The following is an 18,520-nucleotide window of genomic DNA, read 5'->3' as shown; positions in this document are numbered from 1 at the left end:
CGGTTTAGACAACGACGAAAGAGGAAGACCCGTGGCTGTTCCCAAGCGCAAGATGTCGCGCAGCAACACCCGTGCGCGCCGTTCGCAGTGGAAGGCGACGCCGGCGACCCTGAGCTCCTGCCCTCAGTGCAAGGCTCCGCGACTGTCGCACCAGGCATGCCGTTCCTGCGGTGCGTACGACGGTCGCACCTACTCCGAGGCCATCCGCTCCGAAGCCTGATGGCCGAGGCGGTGTCCCAGGAGTCCTCACGCGAGGCCGACCTGGAGGTGCTCGCTGCACGCTTCGATCCCGAGGTGGATCGCGAGTTGCTGCAGCTCGCCCTGACGCACCGCTCCTACGCCCACGAGGCGGGGGGAGTCCCGACGAACGAGCGCCTGGAGTTCCTGGGCGATTCCGTTCTCGGGCTGATCGTGACGGAGTACCTGTACGCCGAGCACGCCGAGGTTCCCGAGGGAAGCCTCGCCAAGATGCGCGCGGCCTGTGTGTCGCAGCGCGCCCTGGCGGTGGTCGCCCGCGAGTTGAACCTCGGCGCTGCCGTGCTGCTCGGGCGCGGGGAGACGAACTCCGGCGGCGCGGACAAGGACTCGATCCTGTCCGACACGCTGGAGGCGTTGCTCGGCGCGTCCTACCTCTCCGTGGGGCTCGAACGCACCCGCGTGACCGTGCTGCAGCTCCTGGACGCCAGCCTGCGCAACGCCGCGAAGGCGGGCGCCGCCCTGGACTGGAAGACCTCCCTGCAGGAGCGCTCCGCCGAGCTCGGCCTCGGCGTGCCCTGGTACGAGGTCTCCTACACCGGCCCCGATCACGCGCGGGAGTTCACCGCGCAGGTGATCGTGGCCGATGTGGTGCGTGGCCACGGGGTCGGCACCGCCAAGAAGCACGCGGAGCAGCGCGCCGCGGAAGAGGCGTTCGCCTCGCTCGCCGGTGAGGATGCCTGAACTTCCCGAGGTCGAGACCGTGCGCGACGGCGTGGCGCGCCACGCCCTGAACCGCACCATCTCCCGGGCTGCTGTGCTCTCCGAGCGCACCTCGCGCCGGTTCATCGGTGGTCGGCGTGCCCTTGGCGATGCCCTGCAGGGTCACCGGTTCGACGCCGCGGTGCGGCGCGGCAAGTACCTCTGGCTCACCCTCGCCGGGTCTGGTGACGCCGATGGCACCAGCGCACCAGCACTGCTCGTCCACCTCGGCATGAGCGGGCAACTGCTCGTACGCGATGAGGTCGGTGCCGCGGCCCGCCACCTGCGTGCCCGCCTGGAGTTCGACGACGGCGGCGCCCTGGACTTCGTGGACCAGCGCACCTTCGGGTACCTTACCCTCGAGCCCCTCGTGCCTACGCCGGACGGCGCCCCCGGCGGATTGGGCAGCGACGTGGCCGGGGTGCCCGCGCCGGTCGCGCACATCGCGCGCGACCTGCTGGACCCGGCGCTCGACAGGGCGGCCGTGAGCCGCCGGATCTGCACCAAGCGCACCGCGATCAAGCGGGCGCTGTTGGACCAGACCGTGGTCTCCGGCGTCGGGAACATCTACGCCGACGAGGCGCTCTGGCGCGCCCGCGTGCACCCGGAGCGGGCCTGCGATGAACTCTCCGCCCGCGCCGTCACCCGCGTGCTGGGGTGCGCCGCCGAGGTGATGACCGAGGCACTCGCGCAGGGCGGCACGTCCTTCGATGAGCTCTACGTCAACGTGAACGGCGCCTCGGGGTACTTCGACCGCAGCCTCGCGGTGTACGGGCAGGGCGGTCGGCCGTGCCCGCGGTGCGGCACGCTGGTGGTGCGGCAGTCCTTCGCGAATCGTTCCTCGCACCTGTGCCCGCGCTGCCAGCGGCGGCCGCGCTCGAGGTGACGTTGGGTTAGCTGTGGCCGCCAGTGGGCCGAGGCTGGCGAGTTCGGACGTCGTGAGAGCAGTCTTGGACGATGCCCAGCGCGGGCTGACCCCGGACCATGCCGATGCCAGTATTCACCCGCTGCCACCCGGACGAGGATCCGCGCATCGTGGAGTTCCTCTCGCTGCAGGACCTCAAGGGCTCACAGTACTTCGGCGCCAGCTACGACAGGCTCAAGCGCACCGCCCAGTTCGACTGGGATCTGCTGGTGATCGACGAGACCCACGAGGGCATCGACACCACCAAGACTGATGTCGCCTTCGATCAGATCAAGTGGAAGTGGACGCTGCGGCTGTCGGGCACGCCGTTCAAGGCGCTGCGGTCGGGCGCGTTCGACCAGGACCAGATCTTCAACTGGACGTACGAGGACGAGCAGACGTGCAGGACTGGCGGGACGCCAGCCAGGAGAACCCGTACGTGGCACTGCCGACGCTGAACGGATCGTACTGTCGCCCGAATCGATACAATTTATTGAGGGCTGGCACGGTCCAGCCAGAGATCGAGGAGTCCTGTGCCCGTCATTTTCAAGACTGTCGAGTGGGAAGTCGAGCAGCTCGTCGCTGGCGTACAGCAGGGGAGCATCAGCCTCCCTGACCTGCAGCGGCCGTTCGTGTGGCCGGCGACGAAGGTGCGCGACCTGTTCGACTCGATGTACCGCGGCTACCCGGTCGGCACCTTGATGTTCTGGGACGTCGCCGAGGAGGACTCCAGCCGCGCGATCTCAGGGACAGCCGAGATCACTGCCGCGCATCAGATCGTGGACGGTCAGCAGCGCCTCACGAGTCTCTATGCCGCGATGAAGGGGCTTACCGTCCAGGACGACACCTACCGGCCGAAGTCGATCAAGATCGCGTTCCACCCATTGACCGAGCGATTCGAGGTCGCCACGGCAGCGACTGCGCGCTCGCCTGAGTGGATCGATGACATCTCCGAGGTGTTCCGCGCTCCCTACGACGCTCAGGATGGCTTCTTCGACGCGCTCGAGGACGCGGGTCGCGACCTCACCCGGGAACAGAATCGCGAGTTGAGGGATGTCTTCAACAAACTCAGGGACCTCACGAGGTACAAGTTTGAGGTCGTCCACATCCAGAAGGACGTGGAGAAGAAGTTGGTCGCCGACATCTTCGTCCGCATCAACTCCGAAGGCATGAACCTCAAGGCGTACGACTACATCCTCACGTGGCTGAGCGTTTTCTGGCCCGAGGGTCGAGACCGGATCGAGCACTTCGCTCGCGCGTCGCGGATGACCCCTGAGCGTGCGTCCGAGGTCGTGGGCCAGAAGGTGGACTGGACTCCGAAGAACCCCTATCTGGCGGTGGAGACTGGCCATGTGGTGCGCGCCATGGTGGCAGTGGGGCAGAACCGGGCCAAGCTCATCGACGCGTACGCGAATCTCCAAGCAAAGGACCGGACGACCGGTCAGGTCGACGGCGAGAAGCAGGAGCGCGAGCTCGAGAAGCTGCGCAAGGCGCTCCCGATTGTCACCGACCGCGTCAACTGGACCGAGTTCATCCGGTCGATCCAGACTGCGGGCTTCCGGTCGCACACTGGCATCACCTCGAACATGAACGTCGTCGCGAGCTATGTGATCTTCCTGCTCGGCCGGACCCGCTACTCGGTGGAACTCACGCGGCTGCGGAGCCTGGTCGCCCGCTGGTTCTTCATGGCGCAGTTGACGGGTCGGTACACCGGTTCGAGCGAGTCGCAGATCCAGAAGGACCTCGACATGTTCGCCGGGATCGGGGTGGGTGACGCGGACGAGTTCGCGAACCTTGTGGACAGCACGCTCGCTGTCACGGTCACAAACGACTTCTGGGAGTTCAACGCTCCGCAGTCGTTGGTGTCGTCGAGCTACAAGCTCTCGCCAGTGTACCAGTGCTACCTCGCCGCGCTGAACTACCTCGACGCCGACATGTTCATGCTGAAGATGAAGGTGCGCGAGTGGATGGACCCTGCGCTTCCCGCGGTCAAGGGCCTTGAGGGACACCACCTGTTTCCCCGGCACTACCAGGAGTCAGTCCTCGGCATCGCCGACACGAAGCGCATCAACCAGGTCGCGAACTTCGCACCGACCGACTGGCACACCAACCTCCAGATCTCCGACCGAGCGCCAGCCGACTACTGGCCTGAACTCGTTGTCGAGCGGGGCGGCGACGCCGCTTGGTTGGACAAGCAGCGCTATTGGCACGCCCTTCCGGAGGACTGGCACCTGCTGCCTTACGACGAGTTTCTCGCGCACCGGCGGAAACTGATCGCAGCTGTTACCCGCGATGCGTTCGAGCGCCTGTCTCGGGACGGTCACGTCCAACCTGCGCTTCCAATGGACGTCCCGCAGGAGGCGGCAACGGACGAAGCAAGCCTTTCTGCCTTGGTCGGCGAGGGCTACCTTCTCCCGGGTGATCAGCTGGATCCGGTCGATCCGGAGTGGGTCGTCGACGCGGTGGTCACCGATGACGGCACGATCCAGATCGACGGCATCCACGAGTTCGATTCTTTGGATGATGCTGCTCGTTACCTGGAGGTGACGAACGTCAGCGGATTTGAGTTCTGGGCGCTCGAGCAGGACGGCGGCCTCGCGCCCTTGGCGGAGGTCATGGCAAGCGGTCCGCGAAATCGGTAGTCCGCAACGACTCCGGTCGGGATCGCGAAGCGAATGACGGTCGTCCACGGGCCGTACGACCAATCACGCCTGCCGGTGTGATGCCCCGGATCAACGGCACCTTGGGTGAGGCGACGAGGTTCGGTGGGGCGGTCGGCACCGCTCCTGGTGCAGCCCCAGCACCTCCTCGCCCATGATCGGTGACGCTGCGGGCACGATCAGGGCCGCATGTACCCCATGGTGAGCCGGACCTGCAGCGTGCCCGGGTCGACTGTGTCGGCGATGAATCGCTCGGCGAAGAGGTGGGTCGTCCAATGCTGGCTCCTTCGACACGGCAGACGTCAACGTTTCAGTGGGATGTTGCGTACTTCGACCGCCGCCTCGCGGTGTATGGGCAGGGCGGTCGGCCGTGCCCGCGGTGCGGCACGCTCGTGGTGCGGCAGTCCTTCGCGAACCGCTCCTCGCACCTGTGCCCGCGCTGCCAGCGGCGCTGAGCCGGGGTGTGCGCCGTGGCGGCAGGAGTGCCGGGCGCTAGTCTGTCGGGGTGACTGATGCGACGAGTGTGATGATCGTGGACGACCACGAGGTGGTGCGCCGGGGGATCGCTGACGTGGTGGCCGCCGCCGTGGGCCTTGAGGTGGTGGCCGAGGCCGGCACCGCGGCCGACGCGATGCGCCGCGGGGCGCTGCTCAAGCCGAACGTCGCCCTGATCGACCTGCAGTTGCCGGACGGCACCGGTATCGACGTGATCCGCGACCTCGCGCAGACCAGCCCCGAGACCCGCACGATCGTGCTCACCTCCTTCGACGACGACGACGCGGTGGCCGCAGCCGTGGAGTGCGGCGCCCGCGCGTACGTGCTCAAGACGGTGCGCGGGGCAGAGATCGTGGACGTGGTGCGCGCGGTGGCCGCCGGCCGCATCCTTCTGGACGACCGCACCCTCACCCGCCGCCGCCAGGCGCACCCGGATCCCACCGCCTCTCTGACGGCGAGCGAGACCAAGGTGCTGGACCTCGTGGCCAAGGGCATGACCAACCGCGACATCGCCGAGGAGCTCGGGCTCGCGGAGAAGACCGTGAAGAACCACGTGACCTCCATGCTCGCAAAGCTCGGGCTGTCCCGCCGCACCCAGGTGATCGCCTGGGTGGCGAGCCAGCACACCACCTCCTGGCGCTGAGGCGCGGGCGCTCGCCCTCACCGCGCGAGATTGTGTCCCGCGGTGCGGCACCACCTCTCGCCGAGCGGGTGGTTGGGCAGGGGCGGCGCGTGGAAACGCGGCGTAACCCATCGCTCGGCGAGTGCTTGTCGGCGGGGGGTCCGCGCAGTAGATTCCGCTCACGATCACTGGCGCACTGGGGGAGCCATGAAGAAGTGGGTGAGCGTGACGACGGCGTCGATCGCCCTGGTGGTGCTCGGCGGGGTGGGCGTGGCGTACGCCATGGGCCCGCGGGTGCTGGAGGGCGGGGAGCGCACGCGGGAGTTCTCGCAGACGGCGTCGACGCCGTTGGAGGGCGTGGGTGGCTGCGCCGAGGTGACGATGAGCGGCACGGTGGCGGTGCACTACGTCCGCATCGCAGACGTGCTGGACCGTGAGCGTGAGTTGCTGAGCGAGTTACGTATCCGGGAGCCCGTGGTCGAGGTCTCCACCACCGGGTGCGACGGCGAGGGGGCTCTCGACGTCGCCCAGGTGACGATCGCCTCGGCCTTCGCGGGTGCTGAGTGCGTGGGGGAGTGGCGGCTGGAGGAGGCTCACGCCGAGGGAGACGGGCACGATCCGGCTGACGGCGACGCGGCGGCCTATGCTCCGGCGTGCAGCAAGGGCCCAGCGGCGGTCCGGACCACGATGGACGGGCCTGGGAGCGCCTTCGAGCAGCACCAGTCCAACGCCGAACTCGCCGTCGAGGGGCGCGCGAGCGGCCGCGAGGGGGTCGAACTCTGCGCGGCCGCCGCGGTCGCCGTCGCGGTCTCGACGGAGCAGAACGAGGAGGACCTCGCGCTCGTGGACCTCGGGGAGATCTGCTTCACCCGATGACGGGCGCGCCGGGATCGCCCTGTGGCCGGGACGCCCTGTGCCTCGCCGAACGTGCCCTTGCGCCGACCCCACCCACGCCGAGCGTGTGGTTGTGCAGGGGTGGCGCGCGGAAATGCTGCGTAACCCATCGCTCGGCGAGTGGGTGGTTCGCCGAGCGTGGGGTTGTGCAGGGGTGGCGCGTGGAAATGCTGCGTAACCCATCGCTCGGCGAGCGGGGTATGGGGCACCGAGCGGGTGGTTGCGCGGGGGTGGCGCGCCGGGCGGGCGGCTCAGCCGATCCAGGCCTCCCACACCAGCCGCGAACCACCCTCGGGCACGGGGGAGAGGCGGGCTGCGCCGTCGTGCTCCTCGGCCCGGGCGACCAGGTTGGCCAGCCCGCTGCGGCGGTCCACCTCGGGGTCGGGCCCGCGGCCGTCGTCGGTGACGATCACCTGCACCGTGCGGGTCTCGATCTGCACCTCCACGCGGGCGCTCGTCGCCGCCGCGTGGCGCGCCACGTTGGACAGTCCCTCGCGGACCACCGCCACCACGTCGTCGCCGAGCTGTTCGCCCAGGCGCGCATCGATCTCGGTGGCGTCCTCGTCGCCCGCGTCCACCTGGGACACGTCCCGACCGTCCAAGGTGAGCAGCATGGAGGGGGCATAGCCCAGGCTCGCGCGCGCGAGTGAGGCCTCCCGCACCAGGCGCTCCACCACCGGCAGCTGCTCGTCGCGATCGCGCAGGGAGCGCACGATGCCGCGGATCTGGCGCACGGCCTCGTCCACGCCGTCGATCGCCTCCTCGATCTCGTCGTGCACCTGCGCCGCGGTGGGGTGCACCACGGCCGTGGCGCTGCTCGCCAGCATCGAGCGTGCCCGCTCCAGGCGCATCCCGGTGGCGAAGAGCTGCTGGATCGCCAGATCGTGCAGGTCGCGGGCGATCCGGTTGCGCTCGGACAGCAGGGAGGCGACGTCCTCGGCGTGGCGGGCCGCCGCGAGCCGCAGCGCCAGCGCCGCCTGGGAGCCGAAGTCGTGCGCGATCTCGAGGTCCTCCTGCGTGAACGGCACCCGGCCGGGATTGCGGAACAGGATGAGGATGCCCACGGTCGTGGTCGACTCCTGCGAGCCGCGGGCGCGCAGCGGCGCGTACAGGGCGCGCTCGAACCGCCGTGCCGGTGGTACGAACGAGGCGGCCTGGCGCGAGATGGACTCCACGATCCGCCCCACCCCGGATCGCACGGTCTGGATCGCCGGCCCGCGCGTGGGCAGTTGCTGGCCGAGCAGGGACGCCGCCCCGGCGCCCTCCACGATCTCCACCACCCAGTCCTCCACGGAGGGCAGCACGATCACGGCCGCGTCGGCGTCGGCGGCCTCGCGGGTGCGGCGCGCCACGAGTTGCAGCACGTCCTCCTCCTCCGAGCCCTCCAGCAGCATCGTGGTGATCTCCTGGGATGCCTCCAGCCACTTCTCGCGGCGCTGCGCCTGGTCGTACAACTGCGCGTTGTCGATGGCGACGGCGGCCGCCGCCGCCAACAGTTGCACCGTCTCGACATCCTGATCGGTGAAGCCGCCGTCCTTCTCCGCGAGGTACAGCCGCCCGAGCACCTCACCGCCGAGCGTCACGTTCACCCCGAGGAAGGCGTGCATCGGCGGGTGACCGGGCGGGAAGCCCCCGAAGTCCGGGTGCGCGGTGAGATCCTCCAGCAGCAACACGCCGTCGTCGGGGAGGGCGCCGAGCACGCCGTGCCCCCGGGGCGGGCGCCCCAGCACGGCGGCGGTCTCCTCGTCGATGCCGCGCTGATGGAACTCCGTGGTCTCGCCGAACGCGTCGATGGAGGCGATCGCGGCGTACTTGGCGCCGGTGTGATCCGCGGCGGCGCTGACAAGTTCGGCCAGTGCCTGCGCGGCATCCAGGTGCCCCGCGAGCCGCAGCAGACGGGTGAGCAGGCTGGGGGAGACGGGCAGGCTCATGGGGTGGTCTCCAGGGTGGGATCGGGCCGGGGGGTCTCGCCCGCAGTGCCGGGCGTGAGGGTGAGGATCTCATCGGCGTGCTCGAGCGCGGAGGTGTGGTGCGTCACCACCACGACCGCGAGGCCCTCGCTCGTCAGGCCGAGCAGGTCGGTCATGAGCGCATGGGCCACCTCGGCCGAGAGGTGTTCCGCCGGTTCGTCCAGCAGCAGCAGCGGCGCGCGGGAGACCAGGGCACGGGCAATCAACAGCCGGCGACGCTCGCCACCGGAGACCGTCTCCGGCCCGATCGGCTCGTCCAGTCCCGCGGGCAGGGCGGAGACCCACTCCTCCAGGCCGGCGCGGTGCAGCGCCTCCCAGGCCTCCTGGGTGGTGACGTCGCCGCGGGCCGCGCGCAGGTTCTCCAGCACGGTGGTGGTGAACACGTGCGCGTCCTCGGCGGTCAGCGCCACGTGCCGGGTGCGCTCCGCGCCGCGCAGGCCGTAGGGGTCCAGCCCGTCCAGCCGCACACTGCCCCCGGCGGCGGGCAACATGCCGGCGAGGGTGAGCAGCAGGGTGGTCTTGCCGACCCCGGAGGGGCCCACGATCGCCAGGCTCCGCCCCGGGCCGACCTCCAGGGTGACCTCGCCGAGCGGGGCGTGGCCGGGCCAGCCGTAGCGCAGGGCCTCCGCCCGCAGGCCATCGCCAAGAGGGCTGCCCGACGGCGCAGCCGGGGTTGCGCAGTCATCCGCCCCGGGGGCGGTGGCCTCCTCGGGTGAGGCCGCCATGCCCTCCGGCCCGAGCAGGTCGGCGATCCGCCGCGCCGCAGCCGCCGAGCGGTGCACCTGACTCGCCGCGGCCGGCAGCGCCGTCGTGGCCTCGAATGCCGCGAGCGGGAGCAGCACCACCACACCGAGCTCGGTGGCGGTCAGGGCACCCGAGACGTGTGCCGGGATCGCGACCAGCAGCGCCCCGATCACCGAGAGCCCCGTGGTGAGGACCGCGATCGCCGCCGAGGCGGCGAGCGGGCGCGCGGCCCGGTTCTCCACCGCGGCGCTGCGCCGGTGGGCCGCCTCCAGCCGCGCGAGTTCGGTCTCGGTGCGGCCGGAGAGCGCGAGGTCCGCGGCACGGGTGATGAGGGTCTCGGTGGCGGTGCCCACCGCGGTGCGCTCCGCCACCCGCGCCTGTTCCGCCTCCGTGTCGGCGCGGGCGGCCAGGACCGGCACCACCAGGGCGCTCACGGCGAGCATCACCAACAGGATCAGCGCGGAGAGGGGGTTGAAGAACGCGACCGCGATCACCGAGCCGAGGCTCACCACCACGGCCGCGGCGGCCGGCACGATGCCGCGCACCACCACGTCGCCCACGTCGTCCACGTCCACCCCGGTGCGGGCCAGCAGATCCCCGCGGCGCAGCGCCGCGATCCGCTCGGTGCGCCCGGTGGCGAGCCGCTCGTACAGGGTGGTGCGCAGGTTCACCACACCCTCGAGCGCCACATCGTGCGAGGCGAGACGCTCCAGGTAGCGCGAGACCCCACGCAGGATCCCGAAGAACCGCACCCCCACGGCGGCCACGTTGAGGAACATCACCGGGGGCATCTGACTGGCGCGCACGATCAGCCACGCAGAGACCCCCGAGAGGGCCACGGATGCGCCTAGGGTGAGGGAGCCGAGCGCGATCGCCCGCGCCACCATCGCGCGGCGGATGCGCATCAGGCCCAGCACGGGGCGCAGGTCGCGCAGGTCGGCGAGCAGCGTGTTCACACCAGCACCTCCCCGTGCACGTGGGTAACCTCGTCCGCGAACGCGAGCGTGGCCTCGCGGTGCGCGATGACCACCACGGCCGCGCCTGAATCAGCCACCGCCCGCAACCCGGTGAGGATCTCGGCCTCGTCCGCCGCCGAGAGGTGGGCCGTCGGCTCGTCCAGCACCACCAGGCGCGAGCCGCGCAGCAGCGCGCGGGTGAGCTCCAGGCGCTGCGTCTGCCCCACCGAGAGCCCCGAGCTGAGCCCGCCCTCCCCGGCGGCGAGCGGCGTGTCCCAGCCCTGCGGCAGGCTTTGCACCACCTGAAGCAACCCGGTGCGCGCCGCGGCCTGGTCACGCATCGCCGCGCTGCGCAGCCCGCTTGGGTCGAGGTGCTCGGCCAGGGTCCCGCCCTGCGTCAGCACGCGCTGGGGCACCCAGGAGGCCTGCTGCCACCACCGCTGCGCGGTGACGTCCGCGAGATCGGTGGCTGCGCCGTCGTGCAGCAGCGTGATCCGCCCGCGATCCAGCCCCTGTTGGCGCAGCAGCGCCATCGCGGTGGTGGTCTTCCCGCTGCCGGAGGGCCCGGCGAGCGCGTGGATCCGCCCGGGCTGGATCCGCAGCGACAGGTCGGCCGGGGCGAGGTAGCCGCGGGAGCCCGCGAGTACCCCCACCTCCACCAGGTCGATGGCCTCCCACGCTGGCACGTCCCGGGTGCCGTCGGCCGGGGGCTGGGTCTCCAGCAGGTCGAAGGTGCGCGCGGCCGCGGTGACGCCGTCGGTGGAGGCGTGGAACTGCTGCCCGACGGCGCGCAACGGCAGGTAGATCTCCGGCGCGAGGATCAGCACCGTCAGGCCCGTGGTCAGGTCGATGTTGCCGTACACCAGCCGCATCCCGATCTCCACGGCCACCAGCGCCACCGCGAGCGAGGCGAGCAGTTCCAGTACCGCCCCGGAGAGGAACGCCACCCGCAGGGTGGACATGGTGGTGCGCTTGTACTCCTCGCCGAGCCGGCGCACCCGCACGCCCGGGCCGATCTCGCGGCCGAGGGCGCGCAGCGTGGTGAGCCCCGCGAGCAGGTCGAGCAGTTGCGCGCCCTGCTGCTCCAGTGCGGCGAGGCGCTTCTCGGAGAACTGCCGGGTGGTGACCCCGATGAGCCACATGAACAGCGGGATCAGGGGGATCGTCGCGGCGATGATGAGCCCGGAGACCAGGTCCTGCGAGAGGACCACCACCAGCGCGATCGGGGTGAGGATCGCCGTGAGCAGGAGCTGGGGGAGGAACCCGGTGATGTAGGGCACGAGGTCGTCCAGCCCGCGGGCGGCGAGCACGGAGACCTCGTCGGCGTGCTCCAGGCGCCAGCGGTGCGGCATGGCGGCGGTGTGGCGCAGCAGACGGCCGCGCAGGTCGCCCACGGTGGCCACCGCGCTGGCGGCGCCGATCCGGTCCCGCAGCGCGGTGAGCGCGGTGCGCGCGAGCACGGCGCCGGCCAGCACGAGGATCGGCCCGGAGACGTCCGCGAGCCCCGCCCGGCCCTGCGCCACGGGGGCGACGGCACGGGCGATCGCGAAGGCCTGCACGATCACGCACAGGGTGGACAGCACCGAGAGCACCGCGGTGACGATCACGTAGCGGCGGGCCGAACGCGCCTGGCGAAGCAGGCGCGGATCGAGTGGCTTCACAGCGTCAAGACTCCCATGTCTCACTGACATTCATCGTCGCGGAACTCCATGACAACGACGGCGCGCGCCCGTCCCCGAGGGGAGGGCGCGCGCCGCAGGTGCGAGGCGAACGCTCAGTGCGCCCCGACCGACTCCGACTCGGCGGCCGGCGGCGGCGAGCTCGGGATCGACTCGCGGCTCAGGCGCTTGCGGAACACGTGGAAACTCCAGCCCTGGTACAGCAGCACGAGCGGCACCAGGAACACCGCCACCCAGGTCATCACCATGAGCGTGTAGTCGCTGGAGGAGGAGTTCGCGATGGTGAGGGAGTTCGCCGGGTCGTTCGCGGGCATCACATTCGGGTAGATGGACCCGAAGATGAACACCACGGCCATCGCGATCGCCACGGCGTTCAGGGTGAACGCCCAGCCCTCGCGGCGGGCCCGAGTCGTCAGGACCACGCCCACCAGCGCCAGGGCCGCGATGACCAGCGGCGCCCACGTCCAGGCGTTACGGGAGTAGGCCAGTTGCGCCCAGATCACCCACACGGCGGCGACGGCGGCGCTCGGCAGGGCGAGCTTGATCGCCAGGTCCGCGGCGCGCGTCTGGTAGTCCCCGCTGGTCTTCAGCGCGAGGAAGACCGCGCCGTGGGTGAGGAACAGGCCCAGGGTGACCAGGCCGCCGAGCAGCGCGAACGGGCTCAGCAGCGCCCAGAAGCCGCCCACGTACTGCATCTCGGAGTCGATCTCCAGGCCGCGCACCAGGTTGGCGAAGGCGACACCCCACAGGATGGCCGGCACCCAGGAGCCGATGGCGATGCACCAGTCCCAGCCGTTACGCCACGCCTGGGTGGAGCCCTTGTGGCGGTACTCGAAGGAGACACCGCGCACGATCAGGGCCAGCAGGATCAGCAGCAGCGGCAGGTAGAAGCCGGAGAACATCGTGGCGTACCAGTGCGGGAAGGCCGCGAAGGTGGCGCCACCGGCGGTCAGCAGCCACACCTCGTTGCCGTCCCAGACCGGGGCGATGGTGTTGATCGCCACCCGGCGGTCGGTGTCGTCCTTCGCCAGGGGCTTCATGAGCATGCCCACGCCGAAGTCGAAGCCCTCCAGGACCAGGTAGCCCGTCCACAGGACGGCGATGAGAATGAACCAGAGAAGTGCGAGATCCATGGTGAGAGTCCTTCCTGGCTCAGTACGCGAAGTCGAGTTGCTTGGGGGCGTCGTCGTGGTCGGAGGCCGTGGCCGGCTCCGGCACGGGCTCGGCGCCCTTGAGGACGTCCTTCTTCAGCAGCTTGTACCAGACCACGGCCAGCGCCCCGTAGACCACGGTGAAGGCCACCATCGAGAACAGCACCTCGCCGGAGGAGACGACGGTGGAGACGCCGTCGGCGGTCCGCATGTGGATCGCGATGTCGCCGGTCGCGTCGATGTTCGGTACCACCACCCACGGTTGGCGGCCCATCTCGGTGAAGATCCAGCCGAAGGAGTTCGCGAGGAACGGCATCGGCAGGGCCAGCAGGCTGAACCTGCCGAACCACTTGTTGTCCGTGACCCGGCCGCCGCGCAGCACCCATAGGCCCCACAGCGCCAGGATCGCGGAGAACGCGGCGAACCCGATCATGAACCGGAAGGACCAGTAGCTGATCATGAGGTTCGGGATGTACTGCATGTCCTCGCCGTACTCCTCGGCGAACTCCTGCGTGAAGCGCTCCTGCACCTCGATCGTGCCGGGCACGTAACTCTCCTCGCCGGTGAAGTGGCCGGTCGCGAGGAAGGAGGTCAGGTAGGGGATCTCGATGAGGTGGTGGACGTCGTCACAGTTGTCGGTGTCGTTGAGGTTACCGATCGTCAGCACCGAGAAGGAGGCGCCCTCGGTGCCGTAGCACAGGGACTCCGCGGCGGACATCTTGCCGGGCTGCTGGTCATACATGACCTTGGCCTGCTGGTCGCCGGACAGGCCCACGCCGATGCCGGCGACGATGATCGCGATCAGGCCGACGTAGGCGGCGGGGCGGTAGACCGTCTTGGCGGTCTCCACGTCACCCTTCTTCACCGAGCGCACGATCCACCAGCCGGCGATACCGGCCACGAACGTGCCACCCACGAGCCACGCGGCGGTGATGACGTGCGGGAAGGCGGCCAGGGTGGTCGGGTTCGTCAGCACGGCACCGATGTCGGTGAGCTGGGCGCGCCCGAGTTCCTCGTTCCACTCCGCGCCCACCGGGTGCTGCATGAAGGAGTTGGCCGCGAGGATGAAGTAGGCCGACAGCGTGGTAGAGAAGGCGACCATCCAGATGCAGAACAGGTGCACGCGGCGCGAGAGACGCTCCCAGCCGAAGATCCACAGGCCGAGGAAGGTGGACTCCACGAAGAAGGCCGCGAGGGCCTCCATGGCCAGCGGCGCACCGAACACGTCGCCCACGAACCGGGAGTACTCGCTCCAGTTCATGCCGAACTGGAACTCCTGCACGATTCCGGTGACCACGCCGATCGCGAAGTTGATCAGGAGCAGGCGCCCGAAGAACTTGGTGATGCGGAGCCAGTGCTCCTTGCCGGTGCGGTGCCAGATCGTCTGCATGATCGCGACGATCGTGGAGAGCCCGATCGTGAGTGGGACGAAGATGAAGTGGTAGACGGTGGTGATTCCGAACTGCCACCGGGCCAGTTCTAGGGCTTCCATGCTGCTCCTGTCGCGTCGACCCCCGCAGCCGACGCGGGACGTTTTCGATCGTACGGTGCGGCCAACGTACTGTCCTGTCGTGTTGTCAGGAAGGACCAAGGTCCCGGGTGTATCGGGCCTGGCCGCGGGGCTGCGCCGAACACGTGACTTCCGCGCCGAGCACGTGGCCGGTGAGCACGGTCTCGGAGCACGCGGCACGGTTTCGCGGGGCGGGGTCTAGCGGGCGGGGCGGGCGGGCGCGGGGTGCTGTCTAGCGGGCGGGGCGGGCGGGCGCGGGGCGCGGTTTCGCTCGCGGGGCGCGGGGCGGCCGGATCGGCGCGGGCGGCGTGGCAGTCGGGCCGGTGACACCGCCTGTGCGATACTCGATGGTGGCTGGCGCGGGTCACACCGCCGCGCAGGTCCGGCGGGATCTCCGGCTCCTCGTCCGCATCGCACCGCTTCGGCGTTCGTGCGCGGATGATCGGCCAGGAGGCGCCGGCCCCAGTTGGGGCACACGAGAACTTTCGGTCCCGGGAATTCCGAGGATCGACGACCGGCCGGCAGGCGCCCGAGGTTTGGTGTGGCGGGTGAGCTGTCGGATGGAGCCACGATGGCTGACGAGAGCACAACGCAGGAAACCAGCAGCGCCCAGGAATCCACGGGCGCCGGGCGCACCCCACGCCGCCGAGGGAGTCGCCGCGCCACCACCGGTGTGGTCACCCCCTCCGCGTCTGCCGAGGGTGCGACCCACGAGATCACGGTGCACACCACCTTCTCCTCCCGCCCCCAGGCAACGCCTGAGCGCGACCCGGAGCAGCAGGTCGACGTCCTGGCCGCTTTCGGTCTGGGCGAGGCGAAGCCGGCCACCAAGCCGGCCGCGAAGGCTGCTGCGAAGCGGTCGACGTCGAAGGTCGCCCAGGAGGAGTCGCCGGCTGCCGAGCAAACGCCCGAGCAGAGCGCGGGGTCGACCTCCGGGCAGTCCTCCGAGACGGCCGAGAAGCCGGCCACCACCCGCGCTCCTCGCCGCCGCGCCAGCCGCAGCGCGCAGGCGCCCAAGGTGGAGGCCACCCAACCGACGGCCGCACCCGAGCAGGCCGGCGCCCCGGAGAAGGCTCCCGTGAACGACGGCGAGGCCGACGATCCCCGCCTGCCCGCCACCGCGTTGCTCTTCCAGGCGCCCGCCAAGCGCAAGCGCAAGAAGGTCGAGCCGAAGCCCGACGCCGCAGCCTCCTCGGATGCGGACGCCGCCCAGGCGACGCAGGGCCAGGCACCCGACGCCCCGCAGGGCGAGCAGAAGCAGGGCGAGCAGAAGGCGGCGGCGAAGAAGTCGACCCGTAAGAAGTCCGACGGCGCGGGCGAGGGTGGCAAGGGCACCAAGGGCAAGGGTCAGGGTGGCCGCGGCAAGAAGAAGGCCACGGAGCAGCCCGACGGCGAGACCGAGCAGGCTGACCTGGCCGAGCAGTCTGAGCAGGCCGCGCAGACCGGGACCGCCGCCGACGCTGCCGCTGACACGTCCACCGGCGAGGTGACCCCGGAGGCCGCCGAGGAGGAGACCGCGGTGGACGCCGACGAGGCCACGGACGACGACTCCGAGGGTGCTGACTCCGAGAGCGACGACGCCGAGGACAGTGACTCCGACGACGCTGACTCCGACGACGCTGACTCCGACGACGAGTCGGACAGCGACGCCAGCGATGGCGAGGGCAGCGATGGCGAGGGCTCCGGCCAGCCGCGCAAGCGCCGTCGTCGCCGCGGTGGCCGTGGCCGCAAGCGCGGCGGCTCTGGAGGCGGCAGCGCCGACGACTCCGGCGCCGGCCAGGGCGGTAACCAGCAGGGCGGTAACCAGCAGGGCGGCAAGGCCCAGGGTGGCCAGCAGGGCGACCAGGCCTCGGGATCCGAGGACGCCGGTTCGAACGATGACACCGACGGCTCTGCCGAGACCAAGGACGAGACCGACGGTGAGTCCTCGGGCTCCAGCAGCCGTCGCCGTCGCCGTCGCCGCGGTCGCCGCAGCGAGGAGGGCGACGAGGCCGCCCGCGCACGCGATGAGGTGACCGCGCTGAAGGGCTCCACCCGCCTGGAGGCCAAGCGGATGCGCCGCCGCGAGGGCCGCGACGCGGGCCGTCGCCGCCACATCCTCACCGAGGCCGAGTTCCTCGCGCGCCGCGAGAGCGTGGAGCGTTCGATGGTGGTGCGCCAGCGCGAGAACATGACGCAGATCGCGGTGCTCGAGGACGGCGTCCTCGTGGAGCACTACGTGGCGCAGGCCAAGCAGACCACCATGGTCGGCAACGTGTACCTCGGCCGCGTGCAGAACGTGCTGCCGAGCATGGAGGCCGCATTCGTGGACCTCGGCCGTGGCCGCAACGCCGTGCTGTACGCCGGCGAGGTGAACTGGGAGGCCGCGGGCCTGGACGGGCAGCCGCGCCGCATCGAGCAGGCGCTGAAGTCCGGCGACCAGGTGCTCGTGCAGGTCACCAAGGACCCGATCGGCCACAAGGGTGCGCGACTGACCTCGCAGATCACCCTCGCGGGCCGCTACCTCGTGCTCGTGCCCTCCGGTGCGATGACCGGCATCTCACGCAAGCTCCCGGACAACGAGCGTGCCCGGCTGAAGAAGCTGCTGAAGGAGATCGTCCCCGAGGGGCAGGGCGTCATCGTGCGCACCGCCGCCGAGGGCGCCAGCGAGGACGAACTGCGTCGCGACGTGGAGCGTCTCACCTCCGAGTGGGAGTCGATCCAGGCGAAGGCGAGCGGCAAGGGAAAGAAGGCGCCGCTGCTGCTGAAGTCCGAGCCCGAGCTCGCGCTGCGCGTGGTGCGCGACGTCTTCAACGAGGACTTCGCCTCCCTGACCGTCGCCGGCGAGGAGGCGTGGGCCACGATCAGCGAGTACCTCGGCTCCGTGGCTCCCGACCTCGCCGAGCGCCTGACCAAGTGGGCCGGCCCCGGTGACGTGTTCGCCTCCACCCGGATCGACGAGCAGCTCGCCAAGGGCATGGACCGCAAGGTCTACCTGCCCTCCGGCGGCTCGCTGGTGATCGACCGCACCGAGGCCATGACCGTGGTGGACGTCAACACCGGCAAGTTCACCGGCTCGGGCGGCACGCTCGAGGAGACCGTCACGAAGAACAACCTCGAGGCCGCGGAGGAGATCGTCCGGCAGCTGCGGCTGCGCGACATCGGCGGGATCATCGTGGTCGACTTCATCGACATGGTCCTGGAGTCCAACCGCGACCTGGTGCTGCGCCGCCTGATCGAGTGCCTCGCCCGGGACCGCACCCGCCACCAGGTGGCCGAGGTCACCTCGCTGGGGCTGGTGCAGATGACCCGCAAGCGGGTGGGGCAGGGTCTCGTGGAGGCCTTCTCCACCCCCTGTGAGCACTGCAAGGGCCGGGGGTTCATCACCTCCTCCGAGCCGCACGCGCACGTGGAGACCGAGGAAAGCGCCCCGGAGGAGTCCGGGCGTTCGCGTGGTGGTCGTCGTCGTTCCTCCCGGGGCGGCAACGGCGATGGCGGGTCGAGCGCAGGCGCCTCGGCCGGCAACGCGCCGGAGCCCGATGACGCCGCCCGCGCCGCCGTGAAGGCCACACTCGCGCAGATCGCCGCCGCCGCGCAGCACGCGCACGACGACGAGAAGCCGGCCGAGAACGCGGAAACGGGTGAGGACGCGGAGTCGGGTGAGGGCGTGGAGTCGGTTGTGGCCGACGACGCAGCCCCGGCCGAGCCGGCGCCCGTACCTCAGGCAGAGCAGGCCGAGGCGAGCCAGCCGGCCGAGGTGAGCGACGCCGTCGTGCCGGATTCCGCTGAGGCCGCACCGGCCGAGAACGAGGCCAGTGAGACCGAGGACGAGCCCGCCGATCAGGAGGCGAGCACGTCCTGACGTACGTCCCGACCGGGTCAGTTTGACCCGGTCGGTCCGGCTGCGTATTCTTGAACGTCGGCGCGTGTGGATTACCGCGTGCCGCAAAGCCAAGCTGCTGCAGCCACTGCCGGGTGCGCCCTGTGCCGCGGCGGGTT

At 70.5% G+C, this 18,520-nt stretch carries 14 protein-coding genes; 9 read left to right on the top strand and 5 right to left on the bottom strand.

The genetic code is table 11. From position 1 onward, the window contains the following. Positions 1–31: 31 nt before the first annotated feature. The 8 genes from rpmF to ATL40_RS08415 all read left to right on the top strand — a co-directional run bounded on the left by rpmF (position 32) and on the right by ATL40_RS08415 (position 6,514). The gene (gene rpmF / locus ATL40_RS08450) at positions 32–220 is read left to right on the top strand and encodes a 50S ribosomal protein L32 (protein ID WP_098469160.1); all 189 of its coding nucleotides are present in this window, start codon (positions 32–34) and stop codon (positions 218–220) included. Then, entirely contained in the window at positions 220–939 is a 720-nt protein-coding gene (gene rnc, locus ATL40_RS08445; RefSeq protein WP_098469159.1) for a ribonuclease III, read from the top strand. Before rpmF ends, rnc begins: the two co-directional genes overlap by 1 nt. After that, positions 932–1,843 carry a bifunctional DNA-formamidopyrimidine glycosylase/DNA-(apurinic or apyrimidinic site) lyase gene (mutM, locus tag ATL40_RS08440; RefSeq protein ID WP_098469158.1) on the top strand — a complete coding sequence of 304 codons (912 nt, stop codon included), beginning with the start codon at positions 932–934 and terminating at the stop codon, positions 1,841–1,843. Before rnc ends, mutM begins: the two co-directional genes overlap by 8 nt. 104 nt (positions 1,844–1,947) lie before the next feature. Then, a complete protein-coding gene (locus tag ATL40_RS08435; RefSeq protein WP_211283087.1) occupies positions 1,948–2,319 on the top strand; it encodes a hypothetical protein in 372 nt (123 codons plus the stop codon). A 75-nt stretch (positions 2,320–2,394) separates the two neighbouring features. Next, positions 2,395–4,503: a GmrSD restriction endonuclease domain-containing protein gene (locus tag ATL40_RS08430; RefSeq protein WP_098469157.1), complete on the top strand. Its 2,109-nt coding sequence runs from the start codon at positions 2,395–2,397 to the stop codon at positions 4,501–4,503. 293 nt (positions 4,504–4,796) lie between these two features. After that, complete coding sequence (locus tag ATL40_RS08425) at positions 4,797–4,976, top strand: zinc finger domain-containing protein (protein ID WP_098469156.1); 180 nt, start codon at positions 4,797–4,799, stop codon at positions 4,974–4,976. A 71-nt stretch (positions 4,977–5,047) separates the two neighbouring features. After that, positions 5,048–5,659 (top strand): response regulator, encoded by a 612-nt coding sequence (locus ATL40_RS08420; RefSeq protein WP_098469155.1) that lies wholly within the window; start codon positions 5,048–5,050, stop codon positions 5,657–5,659. A gap of 186 nt (positions 5,660–5,845) precedes the next feature. Further along, positions 5,846–6,514: a hypothetical protein gene (locus tag ATL40_RS08415; RefSeq protein WP_098469154.1), complete on the top strand. Its 669-nt coding sequence runs from the start codon at positions 5,846–5,848 to the stop codon at positions 6,512–6,514. A gap of 269 nt (positions 6,515–6,783) precedes the next feature. Here ATL40_RS08415 and ATL40_RS08410 read toward each other — a convergent pair whose 3' ends face one another. The 5 genes from ATL40_RS08410 to ATL40_RS08390 all read right to left on the bottom strand — a co-directional run bounded on the left by ATL40_RS08410 (position 6,784) and on the right by ATL40_RS08390 (position 14,524). Further along, entirely contained in the window at positions 6,784–8,463 is a 1,680-nt protein-coding gene (locus ATL40_RS08410; protein WP_098469153.1) for a GAF domain-containing sensor histidine kinase, read from the bottom strand. Beyond that, positions 8,460–10,202, bottom strand: a complete 1,743-nt coding sequence (gene cydC, locus ATL40_RS08405; protein ID WP_245866902.1) for a thiol reductant ABC exporter subunit CydC — start codon at positions 10,200–10,202, stop codon at positions 8,460–8,462. Before cydC ends, ATL40_RS08410 begins: the two co-directional genes overlap by 4 nt. Beyond that, positions 10,199–11,863: a thiol reductant ABC exporter subunit CydD gene (gene cydD, locus ATL40_RS08400; protein WP_098469152.1), complete on the bottom strand. Its 1,665-nt coding sequence runs from the start codon at positions 11,861–11,863 to the stop codon at positions 10,199–10,201. The genes cydC and cydD overlap by 4 nt, the downstream gene beginning before the upstream one ends. A 113-nt stretch (positions 11,864–11,976) precedes the next feature. Beyond that, the gene (gene cydB, locus ATL40_RS08395) at positions 11,977–13,014 is read right to left on the bottom strand and encodes a cytochrome d ubiquinol oxidase subunit II (RefSeq protein WP_098469151.1); all 1,038 of its coding nucleotides are present in this window, start codon (positions 13,012–13,014) and stop codon (positions 11,977–11,979) included. Between the two features lie 19 nt (positions 13,015–13,033). After that, positions 13,034–14,524 carry a cytochrome ubiquinol oxidase subunit I gene (locus tag ATL40_RS08390; RefSeq protein ID WP_098469150.1) on the bottom strand — a complete coding sequence of 497 codons (1,491 nt, stop codon included), beginning with the start codon at positions 14,522–14,524 and terminating at the stop codon, positions 13,034–13,036. A gap of 589 nt (positions 14,525–15,113) precedes the next feature. Between ATL40_RS08390 and ATL40_RS08385 the strand changes: the two genes are divergently transcribed. Continuing rightward, positions 15,114–18,383, top strand: coding sequence for an Rne/Rng family ribonuclease (locus ATL40_RS08385; protein ID WP_098469149.1), 3,270 nt, complete (start codon positions 15,114–15,116; stop codon positions 18,381–18,383). Positions 18,384–18,520 lie beyond the last annotated feature (137 nt).

The sequence above is a fragment of the Serinibacter salmoneus genome, assembly GCF_002563925.1.
GTDB classification, from domain to species: domain Bacteria; phylum Actinomycetota; class Actinomycetes; order Actinomycetales; family Beutenbergiaceae; genus Serinibacter; species Serinibacter salmoneus.
Note: the sequence above shows the minus strand (reverse complement) of the source record. Positions and strands in the feature narration are given on the sequence as shown.